The sequence below is a fragment of the Prochlorococcus marinus subsp. pastoris str. CCMP1986 genome (assembly GCF_000011465.1).
Lineage (GTDB): Bacteria > Cyanobacteriota > Cyanobacteriia > PCC-6307 > Cyanobiaceae > Prochlorococcus_A > Prochlorococcus_A pastoris.
Genome location: NC_005072.1, coordinates 680,478 through 705,839, shown reverse-complemented (window position 1 = coordinate 705,839; position 25,362 = coordinate 680,478). Strand labels below are relative to the sequence as shown.

At 27.9% G+C, this 25,362-nt stretch carries 39 protein-coding genes; 22 read left to right on the top strand and 17 right to left on the bottom strand.

From position 1 onward, the window contains the following. The first annotated feature begins 47 nt into the window (after window positions 1-47). Window positions 48-1,961, top strand: coding sequence for an ATP-dependent zinc metalloprotease FtsH (ftsH, locus tag TX50_RS03985; protein WP_011132377.1), 1,914 nt, complete (start codon window positions 48-50; stop codon window positions 1,959-1,961). Here ftsH and clpP read toward each other — a convergent pair. Beyond that, window positions 1,958-2,551 carry an ATP-dependent Clp endopeptidase proteolytic subunit ClpP gene (gene clpP, locus TX50_RS03980; protein ID WP_275040643.1) on the bottom strand — a complete coding sequence of 198 codons (594 nt, stop codon included), beginning with the start codon at window positions 2,549-2,551 and terminating at the stop codon, window positions 1,958-1,960. The genes ftsH and clpP overlap by 4 nt on opposite strands. Window positions 2,552-2,583: 32 nt before the next feature. On the opposite strand from clpP, the gene psb29 reads away from it, so the two are divergent. After that, window positions 2,584-3,237: a photosystem II biogenesis protein Psp29 gene (gene psb29 / locus TX50_RS03975; protein WP_011132375.1), complete on the top strand. Its 654-nt coding sequence runs from the start codon at window positions 2,584-2,586 to the stop codon at window positions 3,235-3,237. Window positions 3,238-3,392: 155 nt separating this feature from the next. On the opposite strand, the gene petN is transcribed toward psb29, so the two are convergent. Next, window positions 3,393-3,494: a cytochrome b6-f complex subunit PetN gene (gene petN / locus TX50_RS03970; protein ID WP_011376303.1), complete on the bottom strand. Its 102-nt coding sequence runs from the start codon at window positions 3,492-3,494 to the stop codon at window positions 3,393-3,395. A 134-nt stretch (window positions 3,495-3,628) separates the two neighbouring features. Between petN and TX50_RS03965 the strand changes: the two genes are divergently transcribed. Beyond that, window positions 3,629-3,907 (top strand): DUF2103 domain-containing protein, encoded by a 279-nt coding sequence (locus TX50_RS03965; RefSeq protein ID WP_011132373.1) that lies wholly within the window; start codon window positions 3,629-3,631, stop codon window positions 3,905-3,907. Window positions 3,908-4,165: 258 nt separating this feature from the next. Here TX50_RS03965 and TX50_RS03955 read toward each other — a convergent pair whose 3' ends face one another. After that, complete coding sequence (locus TX50_RS03955) at window positions 4,166-4,435, bottom strand: hypothetical protein (RefSeq protein WP_011132372.1); 270 nt, start codon at window positions 4,433-4,435, stop codon at window positions 4,166-4,168. A 135-nt stretch (window positions 4,436-4,570) separates the two neighbouring features. Here TX50_RS03955 and TX50_RS03950 point away from each other — a divergent pair, with 135 nt between their 5' ends. The 3 genes from TX50_RS03950 to TX50_RS03945 all read left to right on the top strand — a co-directional run bounded on the left by TX50_RS03950 (window position 4,571) and on the right by TX50_RS03945 (window position 5,665). Continuing rightward, entirely contained in the window at window positions 4,571-5,008 is a 438-nt protein-coding gene (locus tag TX50_RS03950; RefSeq protein ID WP_011132371.1) for a hypothetical protein, read from the top strand. Between the two features lie 81 nt (window positions 5,009-5,089). Further along, on the top strand, window positions 5,090-5,266 hold the full coding sequence (locus TX50_RS09635; RefSeq protein ID WP_173027976.1) for a hypothetical protein: 177 nt from the start codon (window positions 5,090-5,092) through the stop codon (window positions 5,264-5,266). Between the two features lie 48 nt (window positions 5,267-5,314). Continuing rightward, a complete protein-coding gene (locus tag TX50_RS03945) occupies window positions 5,315-5,665 on the top strand; it encodes a hypothetical protein (RefSeq protein ID WP_011132370.1) in 351 nt (116 codons plus the stop codon). A 327-nt stretch (window positions 5,666-5,992) separates the two neighbouring features. On the opposite strand, the gene TX50_RS03940 is transcribed toward TX50_RS03945, so the two are convergent. Further along, on the bottom strand, window positions 5,993-6,175 hold the full coding sequence (locus TX50_RS03940) for a hypothetical protein (RefSeq protein ID WP_036930791.1): 183 nt from the start codon (window positions 6,173-6,175) through the stop codon (window positions 5,993-5,995). A gap of 143 nt (window positions 6,176-6,318) precedes the next feature. On the opposite strand from TX50_RS03940, the gene TX50_RS09285 reads away from it, so the two are divergent. Then, window positions 6,319-6,504: a hypothetical protein gene (locus TX50_RS09285; RefSeq protein ID WP_036930793.1), complete on the top strand. Its 186-nt coding sequence runs from the start codon at window positions 6,319-6,321 to the stop codon at window positions 6,502-6,504. Between the two features lie 29 nt (window positions 6,505-6,533). Here TX50_RS09285 and TX50_RS03935 read toward each other — a convergent pair whose 3' ends face one another. The 3 genes from TX50_RS03935 to TX50_RS03925 all read right to left on the bottom strand — a co-directional run bounded on the left by TX50_RS03935 (window position 6,534) and on the right by TX50_RS03925 (window position 7,320). Then, entirely contained in the window at window positions 6,534-6,740 is a 207-nt protein-coding gene (locus tag TX50_RS03935; protein WP_036930795.1) for a hypothetical protein, read from the bottom strand. A gap of 77 nt (window positions 6,741-6,817) precedes the next feature. Next, window positions 6,818-7,048 (bottom strand): hypothetical protein, encoded by a 231-nt coding sequence (locus TX50_RS09435; protein ID WP_036930798.1) that lies wholly within the window; start codon window positions 7,046-7,048, stop codon window positions 6,818-6,820. 68 nt (window positions 7,049-7,116) lie between these two features. After that, window positions 7,117-7,320: a hypothetical protein gene (locus TX50_RS03925; protein ID WP_011132369.1), complete on the bottom strand. Its 204-nt coding sequence runs from the start codon at window positions 7,318-7,320 to the stop codon at window positions 7,117-7,119. 234 nt (window positions 7,321-7,554) lie between these two features. Here TX50_RS03925 and TX50_RS03920 point away from each other — a divergent pair, with 234 nt between their 5' ends. The 9 genes from TX50_RS03920 (at window position 7,555) to TX50_RS03880 (ending at window position 16,572) form a co-directional block, all read left to right on the top strand. Then, entirely contained in the window at window positions 7,555-7,920 is a 366-nt protein-coding gene (locus tag TX50_RS03920; protein WP_011132368.1) for a hypothetical protein, read from the top strand. A 143-nt stretch (window positions 7,921-8,063) separates the two neighbouring features. Then, complete coding sequence (locus tag TX50_RS03915) at window positions 8,064-9,380, top strand: DUF2130 domain-containing protein (protein ID WP_011132367.1); 1,317 nt, start codon at window positions 8,064-8,066, stop codon at window positions 9,378-9,380. A 95-nt stretch (window positions 9,381-9,475) separates the two neighbouring features. After that, complete coding sequence (locus TX50_RS03910) at window positions 9,476-9,763, top strand: translation initiation factor IF-2 N-terminal domain-containing protein (protein ID WP_011132366.1); 288 nt, start codon at window positions 9,476-9,478, stop codon at window positions 9,761-9,763. A gap of 84 nt (window positions 9,764-9,847) precedes the next feature. Beyond that, window positions 9,848-10,258, top strand: a complete 411-nt coding sequence (locus tag TX50_RS03905) for a hypothetical protein (RefSeq protein ID WP_011132365.1) — start codon at window positions 9,848-9,850, stop codon at window positions 10,256-10,258. Between the two features lie 36 nt (window positions 10,259-10,294). After that, window positions 10,295-11,287: a ligase-associated DNA damage response exonuclease gene (locus tag TX50_RS03900; RefSeq protein WP_011132364.1), complete on the top strand. Its 993-nt coding sequence runs from the start codon at window positions 10,295-10,297 to the stop codon at window positions 11,285-11,287. Further along, entirely contained in the window at window positions 11,284-12,921 is a 1,638-nt protein-coding gene (locus tag TX50_RS03895; RefSeq protein ID WP_011132363.1) for an ATP-dependent DNA ligase, read from the top strand. Before TX50_RS03900 ends, TX50_RS03895 begins: the two co-directional genes overlap by 4 nt. Continuing rightward, entirely contained in the window at window positions 12,921-15,398 is a 2,478-nt protein-coding gene (locus tag TX50_RS03890) for a ligase-associated DNA damage response DEXH box helicase (RefSeq protein WP_011132362.1), read from the top strand. Before TX50_RS03895 ends, TX50_RS03890 begins: the two co-directional genes overlap by 1 nt. Further along, complete coding sequence (pdeM, locus tag TX50_RS03885) at window positions 15,399-16,043, top strand: ligase-associated DNA damage response endonuclease PdeM (protein WP_011132361.1); 645 nt, start codon at window positions 15,399-15,401, stop codon at window positions 16,041-16,043. 220 nt (window positions 16,044-16,263) lie between these two features. Further along, a complete protein-coding gene (locus TX50_RS03880; protein ID WP_011132360.1) occupies window positions 16,264-16,572 on the top strand; it encodes a hypothetical protein in 309 nt (102 codons plus the stop codon). Window positions 16,573-16,761: 189 nt separating this feature from the next. On the opposite strand, the gene TX50_RS09630 is transcribed toward TX50_RS03880, so the two are convergent. From TX50_RS09630 to pstC, 4 genes are all read right to left on the bottom strand, one after another. Then, window positions 16,762-16,911, bottom strand: coding sequence for a hypothetical protein (locus TX50_RS09630; RefSeq protein ID WP_011820175.1), 150 nt, complete (start codon window positions 16,909-16,911; stop codon window positions 16,762-16,764). Window positions 16,912-17,302: 391 nt separating this feature from the next. Next, a complete protein-coding gene (gene pstB, locus TX50_RS03875; protein ID WP_011132359.1) occupies window positions 17,303-18,112 on the bottom strand; it encodes a phosphate ABC transporter ATP-binding protein PstB in 810 nt (269 codons plus the stop codon). Window position 18,113: 1 nt separating this feature from the next. Further along, window positions 18,114-19,007 (bottom strand): phosphate ABC transporter permease PstA, encoded by an 894-nt coding sequence (gene pstA / locus TX50_RS03870; protein ID WP_011132358.1) that lies wholly within the window; start codon window positions 19,005-19,007, stop codon window positions 18,114-18,116. Window positions 19,008-19,013: 6 nt separating this feature from the next. Next, window positions 19,014-19,961, bottom strand: a complete 948-nt coding sequence (gene pstC / locus TX50_RS03865; RefSeq protein WP_011132357.1) for a phosphate ABC transporter permease subunit PstC — start codon at window positions 19,959-19,961, stop codon at window positions 19,014-19,016. 276 nt (window positions 19,962-20,237) lie between these two features. On the opposite strand from pstC, the gene TX50_RS03860 reads away from it, so the two are divergent. Beyond that, window positions 20,238-20,471 (top strand): hypothetical protein, encoded by a 234-nt coding sequence (locus tag TX50_RS03860; protein ID WP_011132356.1) that lies wholly within the window; start codon window positions 20,238-20,240, stop codon window positions 20,469-20,471. Window positions 20,472-20,488: 17 nt separating this feature from the next. Here the strand turns inward: TX50_RS03860 and TX50_RS03855 are convergent, their stop codons facing one another. Continuing rightward, window positions 20,489-20,827 carry a hypothetical protein gene (locus TX50_RS03855; RefSeq protein WP_011132355.1) on the bottom strand — a complete coding sequence of 113 codons (339 nt, stop codon included), beginning with the start codon at window positions 20,825-20,827 and terminating at the stop codon, window positions 20,489-20,491. 368 nt (window positions 20,828-21,195) lie between these two features. Between TX50_RS03855 and TX50_RS03850 the strand changes: the two genes are divergently transcribed. Then, window positions 21,196-21,450: a hypothetical protein gene (locus TX50_RS03850; protein WP_011132354.1), complete on the top strand. Its 255-nt coding sequence runs from the start codon at window positions 21,196-21,198 to the stop codon at window positions 21,448-21,450. A gap of 161 nt (window positions 21,451-21,611) precedes the next feature. After that, complete coding sequence (locus tag TX50_RS03845) at window positions 21,612-21,794, top strand: hypothetical protein (RefSeq protein ID WP_036930801.1); 183 nt, start codon at window positions 21,612-21,614, stop codon at window positions 21,792-21,794. 133 nt (window positions 21,795-21,927) lie between these two features. On the opposite strand, the gene TX50_RS09860 is transcribed toward TX50_RS03845, so the two are convergent. Genes TX50_RS09860 through TX50_RS03835 form a run of 3 tightly spaced genes read right to left on the bottom strand, consistent with a single transcriptional unit; the run spans window position 21,928 to window position 22,973 of the window. Next, complete coding sequence (locus TX50_RS09860) at window positions 21,928-22,077, bottom strand: hypothetical protein (RefSeq protein WP_225866774.1); 150 nt, start codon at window positions 22,075-22,077, stop codon at window positions 21,928-21,930. A 3-nt stretch (window positions 22,078-22,080) separates the two neighbouring features. Then, window positions 22,081-22,386 (bottom strand): DUF3764 family protein, encoded by a 306-nt coding sequence (locus tag TX50_RS03840; RefSeq protein ID WP_011132353.1) that lies wholly within the window; start codon window positions 22,384-22,386, stop codon window positions 22,081-22,083. Window positions 22,387-22,436: 50 nt separating this feature from the next. Next, the gene (locus TX50_RS03835; RefSeq protein ID WP_011132352.1) at window positions 22,437-22,973 is read right to left on the bottom strand and encodes a helix-turn-helix domain-containing protein; all 537 of its coding nucleotides are present in this window, start codon (window positions 22,971-22,973) and stop codon (window positions 22,437-22,439) included. 181 nt (window positions 22,974-23,154) lie between these two features. On the opposite strand from TX50_RS03835, the gene TX50_RS03830 reads away from it, so the two are divergent. Then, complete coding sequence (locus TX50_RS03830) at window positions 23,155-23,385, top strand: PhnE/PtxC family ABC transporter permease (protein ID WP_011132351.1); 231 nt, start codon at window positions 23,155-23,157, stop codon at window positions 23,383-23,385. A gap of 43 nt (window positions 23,386-23,428) precedes the next feature. After that, complete coding sequence (arsB, locus tag TX50_RS03825; RefSeq protein WP_036930807.1) at window positions 23,429-24,439, top strand: ACR3 family arsenite efflux transporter; 1,011 nt, start codon at window positions 23,429-23,431, stop codon at window positions 24,437-24,439. Here the strand turns inward: arsB and TX50_RS03820 are convergent. Next, window positions 24,429-24,596, bottom strand: coding sequence for a hypothetical protein (locus tag TX50_RS03820; RefSeq protein WP_011132349.1), 168 nt, complete (start codon window positions 24,594-24,596; stop codon window positions 24,429-24,431). The genes arsB and TX50_RS03820 overlap by 11 nt on opposite strands. Window positions 24,597-24,752: 156 nt before the next feature. Between TX50_RS03820 and TX50_RS03815 the strand changes: the two genes are divergently transcribed. Beyond that, a complete protein-coding gene (locus TX50_RS03815; protein WP_225866773.1) occupies window positions 24,753-24,959 on the top strand; it encodes a hypothetical protein in 207 nt (68 codons plus the stop codon). Window positions 24,960-24,977: 18 nt separating this feature from the next. Here the strand turns inward: TX50_RS03815 and TX50_RS03810 are convergent, their stop codons facing one another. After that, window positions 24,978-25,349, bottom strand: a complete 372-nt coding sequence (locus tag TX50_RS03810; RefSeq protein WP_225866772.1) for an ArsR/SmtB family transcription factor — start codon at window positions 25,347-25,349, stop codon at window positions 24,978-24,980. Window positions 25,350-25,362: the final 13 nt, after the last annotated feature.

Sequence of the window (25,362 nt, the reverse complement as noted above, 5' to 3'; positions counted from 1 at the left end):
CATCGTTTCATTCTAGAATTATACAAATTTTTATATGAAATAAATTAATGAATCAAAAACTTAAAACAATAATTTTATGGGCGCTTCCAATTATCCTAGTTATAGCTCTTTCATATCAATTCCTTTCAACAAGCAATATTGACTCATTAAAATCCAATGGCACTACAATAGCCCCCAAAAATTCAGCTGTAGCAAGAGTTAGTTATGGAAGATTTTTAGATTATATTAATTCAGGTCGAGTTACATCAGTTGATATTTTTGATGGAGGTAGAAATGCTGTTATCGAAACTATAGACTCAGATCTGGATAATAAAGTACAAAGATTAAGAGTAGACTTGCCTGGTCTTACACCTGAATTAATAACTAATCTTAAAAATGAAGGAATAAGTTTTGACGTTCACCCTGTGAAAACTACACCACCAGCATTAGGTATTCTCGGTAATCTTTTATTCCCTGCAATTCTGATAGGAGGCTTAATTCTCTTAGCTAGGAGATCAAATGGTATGCCTGGCGGACCAGGTCAAGCTATGCAATTTGGGAAATCAAAAGCTAGATTTGCTATGGATGCTGATACTGGAGTTGTATTTGACGATGTCGCAGGAGTAAATGAGGCAAAAGAGGATCTAGAAGAGGTGGTTACATTTTTAAAAAAACCTGAAAAATTTACTTCTGTTGGTGCTCGTATACCCAAAGGGGTTTTACTTGTAGGTCCTCCAGGAACTGGTAAAACACTTTTAGCAAAAGCAATTGCAGGAGAAGCAGGAGTTCCCTTCTTCTCGCTTGCAGGGTCAGAATTTGTAGAAATGTTTGTTGGTGTAGGTGCTAGTAGAGTTAGGGATCTTTTCAAAAAAGCCAAAGAGAATAGTCCATGCTTAATATTTATTGATGAAATTGATGCAGTAGGAAGGCAAAGAGGAGCTGGTATCGGTGGTGGAAATGACGAAAGAGAGCAAACTCTAAATCAACTTTTAACTGAAATGGATGGATTTGAAGGTAATAGTGGGATTATTATTATTGCTGCAACTAACCGACCGGATGTTTTGGATTCAGCCTTAATGAGGCCAGGAAGATTCGACAGACAAGTTACAGTTGATGCTCCTGATATTAAAGGAAGATTATCGATTCTTGAAGTTCACTCAAAAAATAAAACTCTACAGGAAGATTTGACTTTAGAAAGTATTGCAAGAAGGACACCTGGTTTTACCGGAGCTGATTTAGCAAATCTCCTAAATGAAGCCGCAATCTTAACAGCAAGAAGAAGAAAAGAGTCAATAGGAATTTTAGAAATTGATGATTCAGTGGATAGAATAGTTGCCGGAATGGAAGGTTCTCCACTAACAGATGGAAGAAGCAAAAGATTAATTGCTTATCATGAAGTTGGACATGCAATAATAGGAACTTTAGTAAAAGCTCATGATCCTGTTCAGAAAGTAACTGTAATTCCGAGAGGGCAAGCAAAAGGTCTTACTTGGTTTACTCCTGATGATGACCAATCTCTTATAAGTAGGGCAAATTTGAAGGCAAGAATAATGGGTGCTCTTGGAGGAAGAGCGGCTGAGGATGTTGTTTTCGGCAAAGGGGAAATAACAACTGGAGCTGGAGGAGATTTTCAACAAGTAGCTTCAATGGCTAGACAAATGGTTACAAGATTTGGAATGAGTGAACTTGGCCCAATTGCTCTTGAAGGTGGTAATCAAGAAGTTTTTGTAGGAAGAGATTTAATGACTAGAAGCGAGGTTTCTGACTCTATCTCTAAACAAATTGATGAAAGTGTAAGAGTTATGGTAAAAGACTGTTATAAAGAAACCTACTCAATAATAAGTAAAAACAGAGAGGCAATGGATAAGATTGTAGATCTTTTAATTGAAAAAGAAACATTGGATGGTGAAGAGTTTGTAAAAATTCTTTCTAAATTTACACAAATTCCTGAAAAAGAAAGAACTCCGCAAATACTTAATTAAATATTTTTAACGGGTTTTTTATCTAAAACCAAATCTATTAGACCATACTCTACTGCCTCCTGTGGAGACATATAAAAATCTCTATCAGTATCTCCCTTAATGGTTTCAAGTTCTTTACCTGTTCTTTCAGATAGCTCAGTATTTAAACGTTCTTTTAAATATAAAATCTCATCAGCTTGAATTCTTATATCACTGGCTTGACCTCTTGCACCTCCAAGAGGTTGATGAATCATGATTCTTGAATGTCTCAGGCTACTTCTTTTACCTTTAGTTCCAGCTGCAAGTAAAAAGGCACCCATACTAGCAGCGAGACCAACACAAACAGTATGTATATCAGGCTTTACATGTTGCATAGTATCGAAAATGCCTAAACCATCATAAACCGAACCTCCAGGAGAATTAATATACATGTAGATATCTTTCTCAGGATCTTCCGCTTCGAGGAAAAGTAATTGAGCAACAATTCTATTAGCAGTATCACTAGTTACTTGTTCTCCTAAGAATATAATCCTCTCTCTTAAAAGTCTCGAGTAAATATCAAATACTCTTTCACTTCCGCCAGATTCTTCTAAAACTAAAGGGATCATAATAATATTTATCTGTTTATTAGATCTTAACGATATTGACTCAACATACGCTATGGTTATTAAGGTTTACATATAAACAATTGAAAGAAAAATTGACTGTCTCGGATAGCAAAAAGTTATTTCATGAACAATTCCCTTACGTAATTCCAGGTTTATATAAAAGGATAGTTGATGAAATGCTTGTTGAACTAAATCTTTTAAATCACCAAAATGAATTTATACAAGATGATTTATTTTGTGTTGGTCTAACAGAAACATTTAAAGAATTAACGAAAGGTTATAAGCCCGAGGAACATTTAAGGGTACTTTTTGAATCATTATGTAATTCCTCAAATTTTGAACCTAAAAAAATAAAAGAAGCCTCCAAGAAAACTCTTGAAGTCTACAAAGATAAATCCTTAAAAGAAATATCTATTTTATTAAAACAAAAATCAGATTCTAATCTATACTCATCGAGGATATTGAATTTAGGTATTTACTTAATCATAGCTAACGCCACTGATTTTAAGGATATTAAGGATCCTGAAAAAAATAAAATTATTTCAGATATCATTAATAAATTAAATTTATCATTTAATAAAGCAGAAAAGGATATTGGAATTTATAAAAGCAGTATATTGAAAATGGAACAAGCGAAAGAACTACTTCAAGAAGCAAAAATAAAAGATAAGAAAGAAAAGAAGAAATAGTTTTAAAATAAAAAAATTATTTCTCTATTCTTCTCTTATCTTTCCAAGAAATATAAGAGATATAAATTACTGCTATAGTAATTAGACTTAGTAAAGCAAAAGATGCAAAAATAAGAATTTTGCTTAAATAATCCTCAAAGTTAAATGATGAAAAATCATATATCAATAGAACCGTCACCATTTCTGCCCCAAACAACCATAGCAATTGAAAAAGTAAAAATTGCTGCTAAAGCAGCCCAACCTATCTGAAAAATCATCATAATTTAATTAATAAATCCAATATAACAGAACTTCCAAAAAAAAATTTTTAATCCAATCCTTTTCAAACAAAAATTTATTTCTCAGAAATGAATTCTATTAAATACAATAAAGATATTAGAGATTAACCACCTTGGGAAGAGTTGTTCTAAATCATAGTACTCACATAGAGGGTTTGATTCCAGTTCTTAAAAAACTTGCCTTAAACATAAGGATTAAAACTATAACCCCAGCAATAATATCAAGAGTAAGAGGGAGATCTACTAATTTAGTTATAAGAGTATCTGTAAAGACAATAAACGGTTATAAAGCAATTGCAAGAAGGGGTAAAACAGCTCAAGAAGTTTTTATTTCTACAGACTTAAGTAAAGATGAATTAAAAAAGCTTTTAGATTTTTGTAATTATGGTTAATCTTAAAAACAAGATTTAAACTTTCTTAAAAATAAAAAAAATTGATGAAATTATTTTTCAATACCCTTTTCTTTTTTTTTATTTTATTTTTATCTGAGAATAGTGCTTATTCACTTTCTAATTATCAAATAAAAGAAATATGTCAAAAGAAAACAACAAGATCTACTTGTATAAAAAAACTAAAATTAAGAAAATTAAATTTATTACAAGGTAATAAAATTGAAATTCCTGTAATACCTTTCAATAAATAAATCTATTTTATATTTCAAACTCTGACTCAAAAAGAGAAAAAGCTTTTTTGTAGTCAGCAATCAATTTGTCAGAATTATCATTGAATCCAGTTAATTCATAGTCTTTTGTTAATTGATCATAAGAATAAACAACATCGTTAAAGGCGCTCATATATTCTTTTTGGATATCCTCATCGTCAATATCATAAATTTTAGCCAATACTAATTCTACATTTTTTTTTGAAGTATATATTTTTTTTTCGAAATCTTTATTTAACTTTCTTCTTTTTTTAGGCATTATGAACTTATATATTTAAATTACAAATTTACAATAATCAAAATCATGTATAAATCAATTTAAAACTTAAAAAATAAAAATATAGTTTTCAAATCAAAATAAAACCACTATATTCCATATAAGACATTTGATGATATGGAGAAAAAAGAATCAAGAAAGGTCCCAGGTATAAAAGATCCAACCTTTGAAAATAAAAAATTAAAAGCTTCAACAAATTCAAATAATAAAAAAGATAAATCTCTCCCGTGGTGGGTCGAATTATTATTTGTTCAAATTGGATTACCAGATAAATGGCTTATTAAAGTATTAAAGTCAAAGAAAAAATATACCGAGATGCTTAAAAATGAGAAAAAGTTAATAATTATATTTTTTTTCTTTTTAGCTGGTTTAACTTATATTTATCCACTAGTTAAATACTCTAAAAATAGATTAGATTGCGAGAATAATGCCCAAAATTATATTGTAAAAAATAAAAATCTAATTAATATAAAAAGAAACGAATTAAGAATGTTATCAACTAATTTTTGTAATGGGGGCGATGAAATATATGAAATCAAAAACCTCGAAGATTGATCTAATGATTTTTTCCATATAAAATTACTAAAAACTTATGTAATTTCATAATTTCAATTTCAATCATTAATTATTAATTTCATGACTAATATTAGACAAAAAAAAGAAGATGTGAAGATGCATTTAAAGGATCTTAGAAAAGAATTAAAAAGAATACACCTTACCGTTACTGAAGAGTTATTATTACCACAACCAGATGAAGTCAAAACCCTAATGTATAAAATGGATCAAATGTTGAAAGTAATCGAATCAAAATAAACTATAATTTAGAAAATAAATAAATACTTTCCAAAAAATTGAAATTGAATGAAAAATTCTATTAAGATTACTCAATTATTCTTACTTTTAATTTTTTTAACTTCTTGCAAAGCAACAGCTAATAAGCAGGAGTTGATAATAGATTCTGAAGAACAGGAGAGTCAGCAAACAAAGTTATCAAAAAGCAAAATGGAAGTAAGATATTCCTGTGGAGAAGATGGCATTTCTGATTTCCTCAATGATGGATGGATTATTTCTAAACAATATACAGAAGAAAAAATATGTACCTGGAAATCATTTCCTGCGACTAAAGATTGCGATATGGAAAAAGACAAAGGTTGTAAAATAACAACCCCTGATAAAATAGGTGAAGAAAAAGTTTATTTATTAGAAAAATAGTTAAAAATTATGCTGAATAAGAAAGAATATTTGTTAGAAGTCATATTTAACAAATTAAAAAAAACCTCCAAAAATATTAATTTAGAAAAGAAAGAATTTACTAAATTTATTAATTTCCTAATAAATGAAAACTAATAATAAATAATTACAAATCAAAAATTTGTTAAAATAATATTATTAATAATTTTATAGTGATATTAGTAAATGTATAACTTTTCAAGTTTAACCATAATACTTATAAGTGTTTTTGTTCTCAGTCTATATTTTTTATTTAAAATAACTTCTCAATCAAAAGATTAAATTGAATTTTTTTTCAAAATTTAATCTTTAAATAATTGGGTCCTCTCTTAGTAATAAGATTGATTGATAATCAATACTCTCTTTTAACCACTCTTTATATTCTTCCAAAATACATTTTTGGTCCATTTTTTCTAATAATTTAATTCTTTTCTCAGCATTATCAATTGCTAAATTTATGCAAAATTTAATATCTCTAGAATCTTCTTTCATAGAATAAATTTTTATTTTTAGCTTAATAAGTTATGACTACATTTTTGTATTAAATATGACAGTAATAAGCATTAAACCAATAAAAGTATCACACAATACTGAACTGTTCTTAGTATATTTATAATAATATAATTTTTACAATTATGTCATACGAAGCAGGTAGTAAAGAATGTAGACATTTAATTGAGGCTAAAGAAAGTCTATTACTAGCGATGGAATCTTTAAGTAACATCGACTCAACGGATATCTTACAAATACAAATAAAAGAAATTTATAATAAATTAGAGTTGTTGCACGACAAAAGAAAAAAAATAGAATTCAGCTCTTAATTGTTCACAAAAAAATTAATATTTGAGAATTAGAAATTTTCAAATTCATTCTTGACCTTCTTTTTTCTTTTGTCAGACAACAGTTCATAAAGAGCATCTAGTTGAGCATGTACTTCTTTTGCCTCGCTAAGATCAGGTAATAAATCATCCCTTATAAGCATTTGATGCATCTCTCTAAGTTCTAATCTTATATATCTAAGGTGGGAACTAACTTCCTCTCTTTTAGATGCACTCATATCTACCGAAAATTAATAATTATTATACAATATTGTATTTTTTTATATTTTAATGAGATATCTCAAACAAATAGAAATTAATCAAAACTTAAATTATTTATTATTTCGTTATTAGTTTGTTGTAAAGTAGTTTTTATGAAGAAAAAATCATCAAAAAAGAATCCGAAAAAATTAAGAAAAGAGGCTAATAATGAATTAGGACAGACAAAAAATTCAGCCAAATTAATTTTATTTATATTTGGCATTGGTCCAATAATTGGAATTATAATATTTTTGTTTACTAAAGGATTTTTTAATTCTCCAAACATTTAATTAAAAACTATTAGTTAACTATTAAACAAATAATTTACAATTTAAAATTAGTAAATATTTATAATTATTTAAATTTTTTAAGAGAATAAATTCTAAATTCTGCTATATTTTTTGCATTATCAAAATTTGAAATAACAAATGGATGTTCAGATAAAATTTCAATAACTTTATCTATTTTTTGAGCCGTATCATTACAATCAACTTTTTGCCACTCTTCATCAAAAGATATAGCAAAACTGTCGGCATTATTATAGGTTTTATCTTTCATAAAAAGTGGTTTAAAAATTTAAGGTCCTTGTAATAATTACTTAAAAAAATTGTTTAAAAATAATAATAATGAAGTAATCGAAAAAAATCTAAGAAATAAACTATTTCATTACAATTCAGAACGATAATGTTATGGATACCATAATAAATAGTTACTACGTTATAAATATTAAATATTTTATCGCCTAGAAATATTTGACAAAAGTGTTACAATTACGTCAAATGCTTGATTCGTATGGAAAATCCAGTTAAAAGGATAGGGTATTTACCCAGGAAAAGAGTTCTGGAAATTATAGATCAAATATCTAAAAGTGAATCTATAAGCAGGTCAAAAGTTGTTGGAATACTAGTAGAAGAAGCATTGGATTCTAGAGGTATCGCAAATTTTGGATATGGCAATTTGAGTAAAACTAAATCATTTAATTCTGAAACTTATACCAATAATCAACCCATTAAAAATATATCCGATTCAGAGGATGAGTTTGTTGATGATAGCGGATATACAATCTCTTCCCAAAAAACTTCAGATAGATCTATCTCAACAGCAGATATTGAACTAGCAAATAAAATCAATTTCTTAAAAGAATCAGGTTTAATTTAGAAGGAGACGAATTATTTTTATTTCTTATAATTATTTGATGCATCATATTCAATCTATGATTATTCTATATCCATAATTAAATTCCTTATAAATAAATAAAGTATCATGTCATTTTCAAAAAAAAAATTCTTTATTAGTAAAAAATGAAAGATATAAAATGTCCATCATGTGGAAAAACATTCAGAATAGATCCCAGCAGCTTTCAAGAAATACTTCTTCAAATTAAAGACGAGGAATTTAACAAGCAAATAGAGGAAAGACTTAAACTCGCTGAAGAAGATAAGAATAAAGGGATAGAAATTGCTAAACAAGAATTAAAAATAAAATTAATGGAAGACAGGCAAAAAAAAGATGCAAAAATTCAAGACCTTGAGTCTAAGTTAAATATCGCTGAAGAAAAGAAATTAAATGAATTAAATGAACTAAAAAATAAAGCTACCAACAAAATCAATTTACTCAATAATGAAGTAATTAAATTAAAGGAGGATATTGAAAGGCAATCTGTAATTAGTGATTTATCGTCAAAGAATAAAGTAATTGAAGCTGTAAATAGTTTAGAAAAAGAAAAAAATACATTAATAAACTCTATTGAAAAAATGAAATTAGAACAATCCATAAACCAGAGAGAAATTGAAGAAAAATTTAAGAACAAAATTACTGAGCGTGATTTAACAATTCAAGAGCTAAGAGATATGAAATCTAAACTTTCAACAAAAATGGTTGGAGAAACATTAGAAATACATTGTGAGACGCAATTCAATCTAAATCGAGCTACTGCTTTTAAAAACTCATATTTTGAAAAAGATAATGATGCAAGTTCAGGAAGCAAAGGTGACTATATTTTTAGAGAGTTTGATGATAATAAAATTGAAATCGTGTCTATCATGTTTGAGATGAAAAACCAAAGTGCTGATGGTTTTAATAAACGAAAAAATGAAGACTTCTTTAAAGAATTAGATAAAGATAGAAATCAGAAATCATGCGAATATGCAGTATTGGTTTCATTATTGGAACCAGAAAGTGAACTATATAATTCGGGAATTGTAGATGTCTCTTATAAATATCCAAAGATGTTTGTAATAAGGCCACAATTCTTTCTGCCTATTATTTCTCTTCTTAGAAATGCTTCTTTCGAAACTTTAAAGTATAAAACTCAAATAGATTTAATGAAAAGAGAGAATTATGACATAACAAACTTTGAAAGTACTCTTGATCAATTTAAAAATGCGGTAGGGAAAAATGTTTCATTAGCGCAGGATAGATTTAATGACGCAATTTCTGAAATAGATAAATCAATAAGTCATTTACAAAAAACGAAAGAGGCATTACTAGTATCTAAAAAACATCTTTTATCTGCTGATAGTAAATCGCAAGATTTAACAGTTAAAAAGTTAACTAAAAATAATCCCACAATGAAGAAGAAATTTAATGATTTAAGAAATGACGAAGACTTAAAATAAATTCAATTCAACTACAGAAAGTTCATAAAAATTTCATATTTAATAATTTCTGAATTAATAAGGATATAATACAAATATTGATTTACGAATAAATAATGGCTTCTAACACTCCTATTTATAGTATTGCAAAGGAACTTAATATTGATAGTAATAGAATTTTATTGGCTTGCAAATCAATAGGTATTAATGCGAAAGGAGCAACAAAACGATTAAATGAAGAAGAATTAGAAAAAGTAAAAAATTACTTTGAAACAGGTAAAAATGTTTCTGAAGAAATAGTTGAAATTAACCAAAAGAAAACTTCAATTAAAAGCAAAACAAGAAAAATTAAAAAAGAAACAAAAATAAGTTATTTCCCAAATAGACTTATATCGAAATCTTAAATAAAACAAATTTTTTCCTTATTTTAAGTATTTAAAACCACAGAAGAAATATCTAAATAATTATCATAAGTAAAAATACTTAAAATGAAAATCACTGAGGCCTTAAAATCTCTTGAAAATTCTTGGTCAAGAGAAGAGATCCTATCAAAAATAAAGAATGGTGAAAATTCTGAAAAAATAGTAAACGACTTTTGCTCTTCTAAACAACAAGAAATTGAAACACTAACTAATTTTATTAATCCAGACGATAAAGTCCTATTAAGTGAAATAGAAGATTTATCAAATATAGAGTCAAAACTAATAAATAAAATTAAAAATTACAGCTTTAATAAAGTTGATTCGTCAAAAAAAGAAATAGTTCAAAAACAGGTTCCACAACCTGAAAAAATATCATTTGATTTAGGGGTTTTCATGATGAAATGGAGTAATAAATTTGTTTTTATTTCTCTTTTAGCTATTTCAGCAATAGCATTAACTAAACAAGCGTGGGCATAATTCGCTAAATTAACATCATTAAAATAATTTAAATTATTGAAAGAGGATAGTTCTTATTTAATTAAATACACAAGTAGTGGTCTTTATTGTGAACTAGCTGATACTTGGATAGATCCAATTAAACCAGTAAAAAGAGCACTAATTACTCATGCCCATATGGATCATTTCACTTTTGGATGCGATGAATATATTTCAACTTATGAAACTGCAGTGATTATAAAAGAAAGAATAGGAAAAGAAATCAATATTAAAACTTACGATTATGAAAAAGAATTTAAAATTAACGGTATCAAAATTTCTTTCCATCCATCAGGTCATATACTCGGGTCAAGTCAAATCAAATTTAGTCTCGCTGAAGAGATTTGGTTAATCACTGGTGATTTTAAACGTCAAAAAGATGAAACTTGCAAAGAATATGAAATAGTAAAAACTGATTATTTAATAAGTGAATCAACTTTTGGCTTGCCAATTTTTAAGTGGGATGAACCTCAAAAGACGGCATCTGATATTACAAAATGGGTGAACTCATCCCAAGAAAAAACATCTATCTTATTTTGCTATTCGCTTGGAAAAGCACAAAGACTATTGAATGAAATTAGTAAAACAAATTTTATAAATAATATTTATACACACAGCAGTATTTATAGGATGAATAACTGTTATAAAAAATTAGGTATTGATATTATTGAAACAACGAAATTAGAACAAACTAAAAATAATTCAGATCTTAAAGGAAGTCTAATAATACTTCCACCTGCTTTAAATAAAAGTTCTTCTCTAAAAAATTTTAAAGACATTCAAACTGGATTTGCAAGTGGCTGGATGTCAATTAGAGCACTCAGAAAGAGGTCTGGGTATGATAAAGGTTTTTCTATCTCAGACCATGCTGATTGGATAGCTATTTTAAAGACAATAAAAGAATCTAAAGCTAAAAATGTTTTTTTTCACCATGGAGAGAGTGAAGCTTTAAATAAATATTTAAAAGAAAAAAATTCGATAAATGTTCTTGAATTTGAATTTAAAAAATGAGCCTAAAAAAGTTTTCAGAATTATTTATAAATTTAGACTCTTGTAATAGCACAAATAAAAAGATTGGAATTTTACAAAACTATTTTTCTTCAAATGAGGCTTTAGAAAACTCATGGACAATATATTTACTTACAGGAAAAAACAATAAGAGATTTATAAGTGGAAGATCCCTTAAAACTTTATTTTCAGAAATTTATGAATACCCTTTATGGTTAATTGATTCTTGTTATTTAAAAGTTGGAGATTCTGCAGAAGTTATATCCCTATTATTAAGGAATGTGATCACAGAAAAAAATACAAAATATCAAGATGGTTCTCTGCATGAATTATTAAATAAATCTTTTCCAGAGTTATCCATTCTTAAAGAAGATGAGAAGAAGTTAAGAGTGAAAGAAATTTGGGAAACTATTCCAAAAGAAAATCTTCTAGTTATAAATAAAATCTTAACTGGTACTTTTAGAGTTGGAGTCTCTATAGGATTGATAACAAAATCTATAGCCAAGCTAATAAATATAGATGAAGCAATAATTTCTCATAGATTAATGGGCGATTTTATTCCCTCTGAAGAATCATATAAATTATTAATAGATAAAAAAATAAATCCTTCAGAGTTAAATTACAAACCTTACCCCTTTCTTCTAGCTAATACTTTTGAAAAGAAAATTATAGATAAATCAACTAACGATTTTCAGTTTGAATGGAAATGGGATGGAATCAGAATTCAATTAATAAAAAGGTCAGGAAAAGTTTCAATATGGACAAGAGGTCAAGATTTAGTAAATAAATCTTTCCCTGAATTAGTAGAAAAAATCTCATCTATCAAAGATGACTTTGTAATAGATGGTGAATTATTAGTCTGGGATTTTAAGAAGAGTCTTCCTCTTAATTTCTCTTTGCTTCAAAAAAGAATTAATAGAAAGGCGCCATCAAGATTAATTCAAAAAAATTTACCTATTATATTTATTGCCTATGATATTTTAGAAATAAATGGAGAAGATCAAAGAGACTCAAATTTAGAAATCAGAAGAAACAGTTTAGAAAAACATTTATATAATTGGTTAAATGAAAGTAAAGAAGAATTATCTAATATTTTTAAAATAAGTGATTTAATATATCCAAAAAATTGGGAAGAGGTAGAAACTTTTAAAAACAATTCTAGAGATAATGGAACGGAGGGATTAGTTATTAAAAATAAAAAATCAATCTACACTCCAGGCAGAAAGAAAGGTCTTTGGTGGAAATATAAAGTTGATCCAATGCAACTCGATGCAGTCCTCATTTATGCCAAAGGCGGGAGTGGGATAAGAGCAGGTCTATATACTGACTATAGTTTTGCTCTTTGGAAAGATGGAGAATTAATCAAATTTGCTAGTGCTTATTCTGGATTAAACAACACTGAAATTAAAGAGTTAGATAGATGGATTAGACAAAATACTATTGATAGATTTGGACCTGTTAGATCAGTAAGACCGGAAATGGTCTTCGAAATTTCCTTCGAAAATATACAAATTTCAAAACGTCATAAATCAGGAATTGCTGTTAGATTTCCAAGAATAACTAAATGGAGGAAAGATAAGCTAATTAAAGATGCTGATACCTTAGAAAACGCTCAGAAATTAATGTTAAATAAATAATGGTAAGCTTTATAAATAAAAATGAAATTAAGAATATAGAAAAATTTTTTTATAAAAATGGATGGGAACCTCTGCCATATCAAATTGAATCATGGAAAGCATATTTCAATGGAGAAAATGGAATCATTCAGGTTCCTACAGGATGCGGTAAAACTTATGCAGCTTTAATGGGACCTCTTTCGAAATTAAAAGATTCCACAAAACCAACTGGATTGAGTATTTTACTAATAACTCCATTAAAAGCATTAAGTAGAGATTTAAAAAATGCAGTACATTTAGCATCTCAATTTTTTAATCAAGAAATAACCGTTGGAATCCGAAATGGTGATACAAGCCCATATGAAAAGAAGATGCAGATACTTAAACCTCCAAATATTCTAATAACGACTCCAGAATCACTTTCTCTCCTCTTATCTAATAAAGAATCTAAAAAAATATTTAGTAATATATTTTCAATAATTATTGATGAGTGGCACGAGTTAATGGGTAGTAAAAGAGGTAATCAATGTGAATTATCACTAAGTTGGCTTAGAGGAAATAAAAAAGATTTACAAATTTGGGGAATGTCTGCCACTATCGGTAATATTACAGAAGCAGCAAGAGCTATTGTTGGAACAAAAGGGGAAATACCAACAGTAATAAGTACTAATATTCAAAAAGAAATCGAAATCCTTAGTATTTTACCTGAAGAAGAAACGACCTTTCCATGGAGTGGACATTTAGGAATTAGGAGTTATTCCTTACTTCTAAAAGTATTAGATAAAAACAAAAGTACACTACTATTCACTAACACTAGAAATCAGTCTGAGAGATGGTATCAATGCTTAAAATTCTGTCTCCCAGAAATGGAAGATAAGATTTCTTTACATCATGGTTCATTGGATAAAGATGAGAGAAAGATAGTTGAAGATGGGGTTAAAAACGGATCTATAAAATGGGTTGTTTGTACAAGCTCATTAGATTTAGGGATTGACTTTCAACCTGTTGATCAAATAGTACAAATAGGAAGTGCTAAAAACTTAGCTCGACTTATTCAAAGGGCAGGGAGGAGTGCTCATAGACCTGGAGGAAAGTCAAAAATAATTTTTATGCCTACTAACTCATTAGAATTACTCGAAATTAGTGCTATGAGGAGAATAATAAAAAGTGGAATATCTGAAAGTATTAGGCTCCCTGAACTATCTTTTGATGTTCTTCTTCAGCATCTAGTTAGTTTAGCTTGTGGGCCAGGTTTTAATCCCATTACTGAGAAAGAAAAAATTAAAGATTGCTGGAGTTACAGAAATCTAAATGATAAAGATTGGGATTGGTGTATTGATTTTTTGGAGTATGGAGGAAAATGTTTGAAAGCTTATCCAAAATATAAAAAGATAGAAAGAGAAAAATCAAAAGGGGATGAACATAACTTCAAATATTTTGTAAAAGATAAATCTTTAATAAGGATGCATAAGTTTAATATTGGAACAATAACAAGCGATAAATTTATAAATGTAAAATATTTAAAAGGAAAATCATTAGGCAATTTAGAAGAAAACTTTGCCAGTAAATTAAAAGCAGGTGATACTTTTTACTTCGCTGGCAAAATGCTTCAGTTTATAAAAATTAGAGATATGACTTTATATGTAAAAAAATCATCCAATAAAAGTTCTTTAATTCCAGCATGGGTTGGAGGTCAAATGGCTATCTCTGATCTTTTAAGTGATAATTTAAGAAGCGAACTAGATATTTGCAATAACTTAGAAAATGATGATCAGTATATTAATAAAGAATTAATATCATTACTTCCAATTTTAAAAAAACAGAAAGATCTTTCAGATATTCCAAAAAAGAATCAACTACTTATTGAAATCTATAAAACTAAAGAATTAACAAGTCTTTTTGTTTTTACACTTGATGGAAAATTTGTTAATGAAGGAATTGCTTTTCTTTGGGCTTTAAGATTTGCTAGTAAAAAGCAATCTACATTTAGTATTTCTGCAAATGATTTTGGTTTTAGCTTAACCACTTCAGAAAATTATGACTTTTCAAGTATTGAAAAAGAATTTTCATATTTTATAGAAAATAGAAACTTGGAAGAAGATTTAGAAAATGCAATAAATTTTTCAGAATTAACAAAGAGAAGATTTAAAAACATTGCTCAAATTAGTGGATTAGTAAATCAAAATAATCCCACCAAAACAAAAAGTTCATCACAACTTCAAATAAGTTCAAGTCTTTTTTATGATGTTTTTACTAGATATGAAGAGGGTCATCTGCTAATCAAACAAGCACATGAAGAAGTAAAAGAGTACCAATTAGAAAATAAACGAATTACTAATTCCTTAGAAAGATTATCTAATTTAAAAATAATATTAAACGAGACTAAAACTCCAAGTCCATTTGCTTTTCCTTTATTAGTTGAAAGACTTAAAAATACATTAAGCAATGAATCTATAGAAAAAAGAGTAGATAAACTTATAAAAAAATATAATAGTTAAATGCAAAAAAAGTCTTTTTCAATAAGTTGGGGGGATACGTCATTAGAAATGCTCCCTTCAAAAGCATTACTTTTGCCTCAAACAAATGAACTATTAATATGTGATGTTCATCTCGGTAAAGCAGAATATTTTCAGCAGAATGGGATTCCTCTTACAAATAATTCAGATGAACAAAATTTATTAAGCATAAAAAAAATTGTAGAAAACCATAAACCTTATAAATTAATTATTCTAGGAGATTTATTTCATAGTAAATATTCAATAAGTAAATCTATAAAAAGTAAAGTTGAAAATCTTTCAGAGTCATTAAATATTAAAATTGAATTAATAGTGGGCAATCATGATATCGGTTGCAAAGTCAAAAATATAAGCTTTCTTGAATATAAAAGATCTAGTAATTTTATATTTAGTCACGAGCCAATAGGAAAATTTGAAAATAAAATTTTAAATATTTGCGGACACTATCATCCGAAAACATTTTTAAAAAATTCAAAAGATAAATTATCCTTTAAATGTTTTGCAATGGATGAAAAAAATAATACATTATACCTGCCAGCATTTGGAGATCTCACGGGAGGATATCCTTGTAAGAATTCATTTAAAAAATGGGCAATTATTTCTGAAAAAGAGATTATTGCAGTATAGAATCTACAGAATTATTAAAAATAATAATAATTAAATTCATTCTTTGAGCGTACTAATTTATACATATAAATCTCATTATTATTATTCATTTAGTAAATTAAATTAAGAAATTTGTATAGTTAATGATAAAAATAAGTTCCCAAGAAAATAATATAAAAGTTTTTACCCTTTCCTTAACTTGATAATTACGTTATAAAAAAAATAAACTTAACTTTTAATAATGAAAAAATTAATAACTATTCTTATATTTCAAGTTCTGTTAGTGCCCTTGGGACTAAATGCTAATGAAAACTTTTCTGTAGAGATTGAAGCCCTTACATTAGTAATGGAGCAATATGAAAAAGATATTAATCTTGAACCCGAAACTGAGATAGAACTAGATAATAAAAAGCCCAGCTATATGGCTCTTAAACAAGATGAGTGCAACGCTACTGTAAAAGTCACTGAGAAAACAGGCTTAGAAATTGTTGGAACTGAATCTTTCGATGTAAATGTTTGCAAGAAAGAAGTAAGTAAGGTTATAAATTAATTCCTTCAAATATTTAGTAAACTCTATATATTAAGCAATTTCAAATAAAAAGAGATCTTTTACTTAAAGAAGGTAAGACCTCGAGACCTGACAGAAACTTTGGAACGGGTTCTGTTAATTAATTGATAACGAATTTTATATTGTACAGATGTAATAAAAAGTACAATTTAAATATTTTTTCTTAATCTCCTATTTATTTTTTTTAGATACTTTTTGCATTTCTTCTCTAGACATAAGAGCTTCTATTTGAGCTAAAACTTTATGCAGTTCTTCTGTCTTTGTTAGAGAAGCCTCAGCGACCTCTCTTAGTTTTTCCAATTGTTCTTGAGTTTTATTCATAGTTAATTAGTTAGAAATACACCACTTGAAATGATGGTTTTAAAACAAATTTTCACTCACACATAAACCTATCTTCACTCTGTTTTTTATAAAGTCAAATAAATCTCTATCTATTGATGTTATATGAGGACTTGCGGTTAAATCTTCTTTTTTCATAATCACAATAACATCAGAGATTAAAAAAGAGTTCAAAATTTATGATGTGAATACTGGTAAGCCTATAGTAGCTGTTGTTATTAATGCGCCTGCAAAGATTAAAAAAGGAAGATAAGGAAAGTTTTTCAAATTTACTTTGGAAATTAGAAATTACTATATAGGTATTTATACTGTTTGTCTAGACCTAATCCCCTTAAATAGTTTAAATTCGTCTTTTATAGGTAAGAAATAAAAGTTATCCGAATTTCCCTGAGATATATTCTTGAGTAGTTTTTTCCTTAGGAGAACTAAAAATCTTCTTTGTAGAATCGAATTCCGCTAGATATCCAACCTTTCCTCCATCTCCTTCTTCGTATTCAACTGCATTAAAGAATGCAGTCATATCACTAACTCTTAGAGCCTGCTGCATATTGTGAGTCACAATTATTATTGTATAATTCTTCTTAAGTTCATGCATAGTCTCCTCTATTTTTAAAGTTGAAATAGGATCTAATGCTGAACAAGGTTCATCCATAAGTATTATTTCCGGTTCAATTGCAATGGTTCTTGCTATACATAGTCTTTGTTGTTGTCCTCCAGATAAGGAGTAACCACTATCATTTAATTTATCCTTACATTCACTCCATACAGCAGCTTTTCTTAGTGAACTTTCAACTAGTTCATCCATATCACCTACAAATCCATTAATTCTTGCTCCAAATGCAATATTTTCGTAGATAGATTTAGGAAAAGGATTAGGTTGTTGAAAAACCATTCCGATTCTTCTTCTAACTTCAACTGGATCTACTCTTTTGTCATAAATGTTAGTTCCATCGAAGAGGACCGTCCCTCTCAATGAACAATTAGGAATTAAATCGTTCATTCTATTTAAAGCTCTAAGAACTGTTGATTTTCCGCAACCAGAAGGGCCGATGAGTGAAGTTATATCTCCACTTTTAAAATTGCAAAAAACATTTCTTACGGCTTCAAAAGTACCATAACTAATAGAAACATCCTCAAGAGTTAAAATTTTATTCTTTTGCGACTTTTTAGTATTTTTAATCATTTCATACCCTCTTGGTTTTCTCAGTAAAAGCGGCCAATATCCGTGAAAATATATTCACTGACAGTATTGTTATAACAAGAATAAAAGAAGCTGCCCAAGCTAGTTTATTCTGCGCATCATAAGGTTCAAGGGCAAAATTGTATATCAGCACCGCTAAAGAGCCCATTTCATAGAACAAATCTCCAAATCCCGTTATGTAGTAATAAGAGAATAAAGCAGTAAAAATTAATGGTGCCGTTTCGCCTGCTGCTCTTGCGATTCCAAGCACAACACCAGTAGCAATAGATCTAAATGCTGAAGGTAAAGTTATTTTTAATATTGTTGTATACATACTTGCTCCTATGCCTAGAGAAGCATACCTTAATTCATTTGGTACTAACTTTAAACCTTCATCAGTAGTTTTTATAACTGTAGGCAACATCAATATTGAAAGAGCCATACCACCTGCTAAACCACTGTACATACTGCCAAATAAAATTTTTGTTGAAACGATTAAGGCATAAATAAATACACCTGCAATTATTGAAGGAACACCAGCTAAAACATTAACTCCGAATCGAATAAATTTTGAAAAAGCCCCCCCCTTTGAATATTCAGCTAGATAAATACCTCCGCCTACCCCTACTGGTATGGCGATAATTGAAGCAATAGTTGTAATTATTAGTGTCCCAATTAATGCAGGATTAATTCCCCCTGCATCTAAATCATCTCCAGGAGGATTTGGTTCTAAAGTAAATAGATCAAGATTTATCTGAGCTCCCCCTTTAATAAGAATATAAGTAACTACAAAAATCAAAGGAAGTATTGCAATGAGTGCGCAAAAAACTGATAAAGAAGTGAAGAATTTATCTCCCACATTTCTTGATAGTTTTTTCTGGTAATAAAGAGAATTCATAATTATCTAATATTTAAGACTAAACTTCTTAACTAACCATTGAGCAAAAATATTGACCACTAAAGAAAGTATCATAAGTACAAAAGCTGCATAAAAAAGTGATGAGACCTGACTTCCATCTGCTTCTCCAAATTGATTTGCAAGCATAGAGGAGATGGTATATCCAGGCGATAATAGTGACCAACTAAATGAATTGGAATTTCCAATAATCATTGTGACAGCCATAGTTTCTCCCATAGCTCTGCCTAAAGCTAAAAGAATACCTGCCATAATTCCAGATAATGCAGCAGGCAAAATTACCGAAAATATAGTTTTCCATCTACTTGCACCAATTCCATAGGCTGCATTCCTAAGCTTTTTTGGAACTTGATTAAGAGAATCTCTTGCAATAGATGTCACTATTGGCAAAAGCATTACCACTAAAATTATTATCGCTAAAAGTGAATTCCGACCAGCAGGCTCCGAACTGAATAAAGGAATCCAACCAAAGAAATTATGTAAAAAGACAAAAAAGACTCTAAGGAAAGGTTCCATAACGAATATTGCCCATAATCCCAATACAACAGATGGTATAGCTGCTAGTAATTCAACAAATGAACCTACTATTTCTCTGACAAATTTCGGAACAAAATCCTCTGTAATAAATATCGCAGTTCCAACGCCTAAAGGGATAGTAATCAATAATGAAAAAATAGAAGTAACTAATGTCCCATATATTGCAGTAAAAGCTCCATATTCATCTCTTACAGGATTCCATTCAGAAGTTACAAGAAAATTCAAGCCATATCTTGAGAATGATTCAAATGACTGAATAAAGACTACTAAAATAATTCCAAATAGTACTATTGATACAAGACTAGACAAGACTAGGGTTGTATTTTTAAATATGATATCTATATTTTTTTCAATCCCGTATCTTTTACGATTCTTGAAAAGAATTAATTTCTCTTCCATTAAAAAAGGATATGTTCTATAAAACTACTATTAAATTTTCCAAAAGACTTTAAGAAGGGTTAAAGGTATATATAAAAGTTACGAAAAGAAAATATCTTTATATTTATTTTTTAAATAAAATTTTCTTTAACTTTACTTAACCATGGATGAATACGATCTGGAAATGGAAACTGAGGGGATAACAATATACAATTATCATTTAAGTCATAACTTACCTTTTCTGTATGTGGAGTCTAGTTAATTAGTAGAGTATAATAAGCTTAGAATTTTAAAAAAATGTCTGATAAAAAGAAAGATACAAAAAAAGATTTTAAAAAGAATAAAGCTATGCTTGCTTATGGAGTGATACAACTAGGATCTGCAGTTGTATCAGCTGTTGCCTTAGTAGCTATTGCACTAAGCTTTTGCTCATTAAAAAAAGAATCAAAGTTCTTTAATGAATGTGTTGAAGAAATGAAAGCGACTGGTTCGCCAACATCTGATGCGGTTCGTTTCTGTACTGGTGGTTAGCGTTATATCAATTAAAACTAATTTAACTTGTAATTAGTCTTTATTGTTTTAATTACCGATTTTTTAGGATCTTTATTTGGATAACAATTAACAATTCTATATTTACCCCCTTTTCTATCTGTCTCAACGAGAGTAAATTGAACAAATTTTTCTTTTTCAGTACTCGAAGAATCCTTGATTTCTACTTTGATTATTTCTTCATTATTACTTTCAATTAATCTTGATTTACCTCCACATACAAGAACTGCACTTTCTTTAGTTACAGAAAATAATGCATTTTCATCAGTAATGGATAGTTCATCCTTAGTACTACAAGAAGAAATTATAAGGGTAGTAAGAATTAATAGCTTTTTCATAGTTTTTTTAGAGGATAAATTCACTTGTAATTGCTTTTAAGTGTCTTTTATTAAGTTGGGTAAGATAACTCTGAATTTCTTTTCTGTACAATCTATCTTCAGATTTTTTATTTTCAAGAAGTGAAAAAGCAATAAATTCGATAAGTTGTTATTTATTAATTTTTATTTTATAGGTCTCTATTGTTAACACTTAATTAAATTTTGATTAAATAAGCTATTACCGATAAAAAAATATTTCATTTAGAAATTTAAAAAATATTTTTAAACAAATTTATTTTTTGCTTAATTACTTCTTAATCTAAGGAAAATAATATAATAATGTGTTATTTATTTTAACGTCTTAAATATTGAACAGAGTAAATATAAAAATGATTTTTAAAAATTCATCTTCCTCATATAGTGATAATCAAGAAATAAAGATCAAATCTATTAATTATTCTTATAAAGAAAATTTTAAAAGTGAACAAAAATCTTTTTTGAATGACTCTGAATTTATTGAAAATTATAATAATGCGCTCAAATCACCTCAATCAAGAAGACTATATAAAACATTAGAGAATGACATTCATTCAGAATCGATTAAAGCTCAAGAAATTTTGCCATTAGATAAAATTTCTATTTAAGATTAAATACTGATAAAAAACGGAAAATATTAAATTATTTTCCTAATAAAGAACCGCAAGATTAAATAAAAAAATTATAAATTAAATAATTAAAAGAATTTTGTAGTAAGGGGCTTGCTTTTAATAAAAATAAAGGGAATATAAAGAAAATATTAATTCCAATGGAATCTATTAAAATCCCAAAAAGAATTATTAAGAAACAGCTTAAAAATGTTAATAAAGCAATTATTGAAATTGCAGAAATGAAATTTGTAAATATTGAAGAAAAAGAAGAAAAATTAGACGCGCTTGTTTTTTTGAAGAATCAAATACTGAGGAAGGCGGAGAAGTTAGAAATAAAATAACTTCAAAATATATTTTAGATATTAAATACGCACTATTTTGTATCAGCTACATTCTTGAAGAAATCACAATAAGTCATTAATTCTGATTCGGTTTCAACTTTAAGATCTTAAATCATTAATTGCTTTCTTGGTATCAATTCTGTAGCCATACCAATCGAGACAAACTTCTCTCTGCTTCTTGGGTTTCAGAAACCTTTTGAGTACCTATTTTGTTTGAGTTATTAGTACAACTCGCAAGGAAAATAGTTGAGAGAGCTAGTAGTGGGAATAGTAGTCTTTTCATTTGTTAATCACAACAACTTTCCGTTGTTGCTGAAGAAGTCCAAGATGATTCTTCCATTGTTGATAAGTCAACTCTATGAGTTGCCATCCAGTCACCATTAGCTTCTACAAACTTTTGAACATTACCTTCTGGAGCTTGATGAATAACAATAACTTTTTGAGGATCTTCCTTACTTACTCCTCTAAAAAGTGGCTTAATATCAAATTCTGAATGCCTTTTATCTGCTTCTGCACTATCAAATATTGCAGCCCATTCATCGAAAGTACTTTCGATTTTAAAAGTGAAAACTGATGTTACTGAGCAAGACATAAAACTATTTTATTTAGTTTTAAAAATAAGTCTGTTTAATTAAGATTTGGTTAATTATCTTTAAAAGGAATTAAAATCCCTTTTTTTTCTAATTTAAGCCAACCTTTTTTTTCTAGATTTTTTAAACCTCTTGTAATAGTTACTCTTGTTGTAGAAATTGAATAGCCTATGAGTTTCTGAGTAAAATTATATTTTTTTAAATTTAGATAAATATGATTATCTTTTTTTAAGCCAATTATTGAAGATAAATATAAAAGAAATTCTTTGAGCTTTTCTTCTGATTTGTTAATTTCTCTTATTGTCAAAAGTTTTTCCAATTGATCAATTCTTGTTAAGCTTTTTATTAATAAATCTTTAGATGAAAAATATACTCCTTTTTCAATAGTATTAATTTCGCAATTTGTTAAAGCAATTAATTTAATATTTTTAAAATTACTAAATGCCAAATTTATTACACACTCTTCTTTTATTATCCCAACTATAAATTTCTTTTTTATAATTTTAGCTTCCAGAATTAATATTCCTGATTTAACTTCCAAAATAGTATTTTCTTCAAGATCAATATTTTGTTTTTCAGGAATTATCATATTTTTTTAAAGTCAACTTTTACGTTAAATTTATAAAGTTAAAAATAAATTAAAAAATATTTAATGAGCTAGGCATATTTGATTAAAATTTGAGAATCTAAAAGTTAAATGATTAATAAACAGACCTTAAACTACTTTTGTTTTTTAATTAATCTTTATCAAACATGGTAAATTTGGTATAGTGCCCCAAATTCTCCCTGCATTTACGAGTATTTCTATTTACAGGTGGGATATAAATATTAGAGAAGCAACTGTTGTTGGCTTAGTTGGAGCAGGAGGTATAGGGATAGAATTAGATCCTCAAATAGGAGACTTAGCTTGGGCTAAGGTATCAGTTATTTTATTAGCAATAGTTGTAGCGGTAATTTTTAGTGAATGGATTACTGCAAAAATAAGAAAGGCTATTATTTAGATTAAATAAAGTACTATTTTGGATAGTTGATTAAAAAAATTAAATGAAATTTTCTGATAGATATCTAAGTATTTGGGTTTTCTCGGCAATGTGTATTGGATCTTTATCCGGTTATTTATTTCCTAATTTATCTCAATTTATAGGCGGATTAGAACTCTCAAGAATAAATCTTCCAATAGCAATTCTTATTTGGGGAATGATTTTCCCAATGATGTTATCAATAGATTTCAAGTCAGTCATAAATTTGAAATATAAGATTAAAGGATTTTCTATTGTCCTTTTTATTAATTGGTTAATAAAACCAGTTTCAATGGCAATCATCGCAGCCTCTTTTTTATATTTTTTATATGGTAATTTGATAGATCCTGTACTTGCTAAAGAATATGTTTCTGGAATGATTCTATTAGGAATAGCGCCATGTACAGCAATGGTTTTTGTCTGGAGTAATCTAGCTAAAGGAGATCCTTTATTTACTTTAATACAAGTAGCTATTAATGATCTAATATTAATATTAGCCTTTCCATTATTGTCAAAAATTCTTTTAGGATTTAACAGTATAGATATCCCGTTAGATACTGTTTTTAGTTCTGTAATAATCTTTATTTTGGTACCACTTTTTCTAGCATTATTTTTAAAAAATAAAATCTATAGCGAAAAAAGAATAAAAAGTATTTTGAATAAAAGTAAAAGTTATTCGTTATTCTTTTTAATTCTTACAGTCTTTTTATTATTCTTTGTTCAATCAAAATCTATATTACAAAATCCTATTCATATAATCTTAATTTCAATTCCATTAATAATACAGACTCTTTTTATTTTTTATTTAACTGCTTTTTCAATGAAGTTTTTTAGGCAAAAGTATTCTATTTCGTGTCCAGGCTCTATGATAGCCGCTTCAAACTTTTTTGAACTTGCAGTAGCTGTATCGATAACTCTTTTTGGGATTAATTCAGGAGCTGCTTTAGCTACCATAGTTGGAGTACTTGTAGAAGTTCCTTTGATGCTTTATTTAGTAAATATTTCTAAGTCTTCCAAAAAATTATTTATAAAGTAATTTTTTCTTCTTCAAGTTTTTTCTTTAGTTCTACTGGCATATAATCAATATCTTTTTTAACTGCATCTATCGCATCTTTATATTTTTCAGGATCAGATAAAAGCATTTTTATCAGGTTGTATTGACTTTCTATTTCTTTAGAGGAAAATTTACTCATTTTAAAATACTTATTACTGTTTTTATTTTAGTTTGACTTTCAATTAGTAAGGTTTTATTTTTTAAGTAAACATCTCTATATTTAATTTCTTAAAAAATTTTTCTTTAACTTTACTTAACCATAGGTGAATATTATTTAATAAAAGAAATTGTGGGGATGTTTAAATACAAGGAATTCATTGCTCAAATCAAATATAAAGAAGTAATATCTTCACCTGTATATTTCATTCCTGTTTTACTTCTATCCGTAATGATTATTATTGAAGGTTTTCACATCTTTAATCACAAACAAAATTGCAAAACTAAAGCTGAGTGGATGGAACAATCAGGAATGACTTATGACAGGGAATCAGAAGTTAATTAATAAAATTTAAAATATAATTTAATTGCAGCAACGTATTCTAGTTGAGGAATAATCTGTCAAAGAAGTTATCCATTCCTTGATCAAAAAGAGAGATTCTTTATTTAGGCTGTAATACACCCATCTACCTTCTTGTCTGTCTGTGATAACACCAGCTTCCTTCAAAATTTTTATATGATATGAAATTCTTGATTGAGATAAATTAGTTAATTTCATAATATCGCAAACACAAACTTCTCCATCCATCATTAGGTCAATTATTTCTAGTCTAAAAGGATCAGAAAATGAAACTATCAACTTAGATATATTTTCTTTTTTTACTTTGCTACTCTCTTTTAACAATTTTAAAGTAATTAAATTATTATTATTATAGCTTAAAAAAAAAGATTTCATTAACAACAAGGTC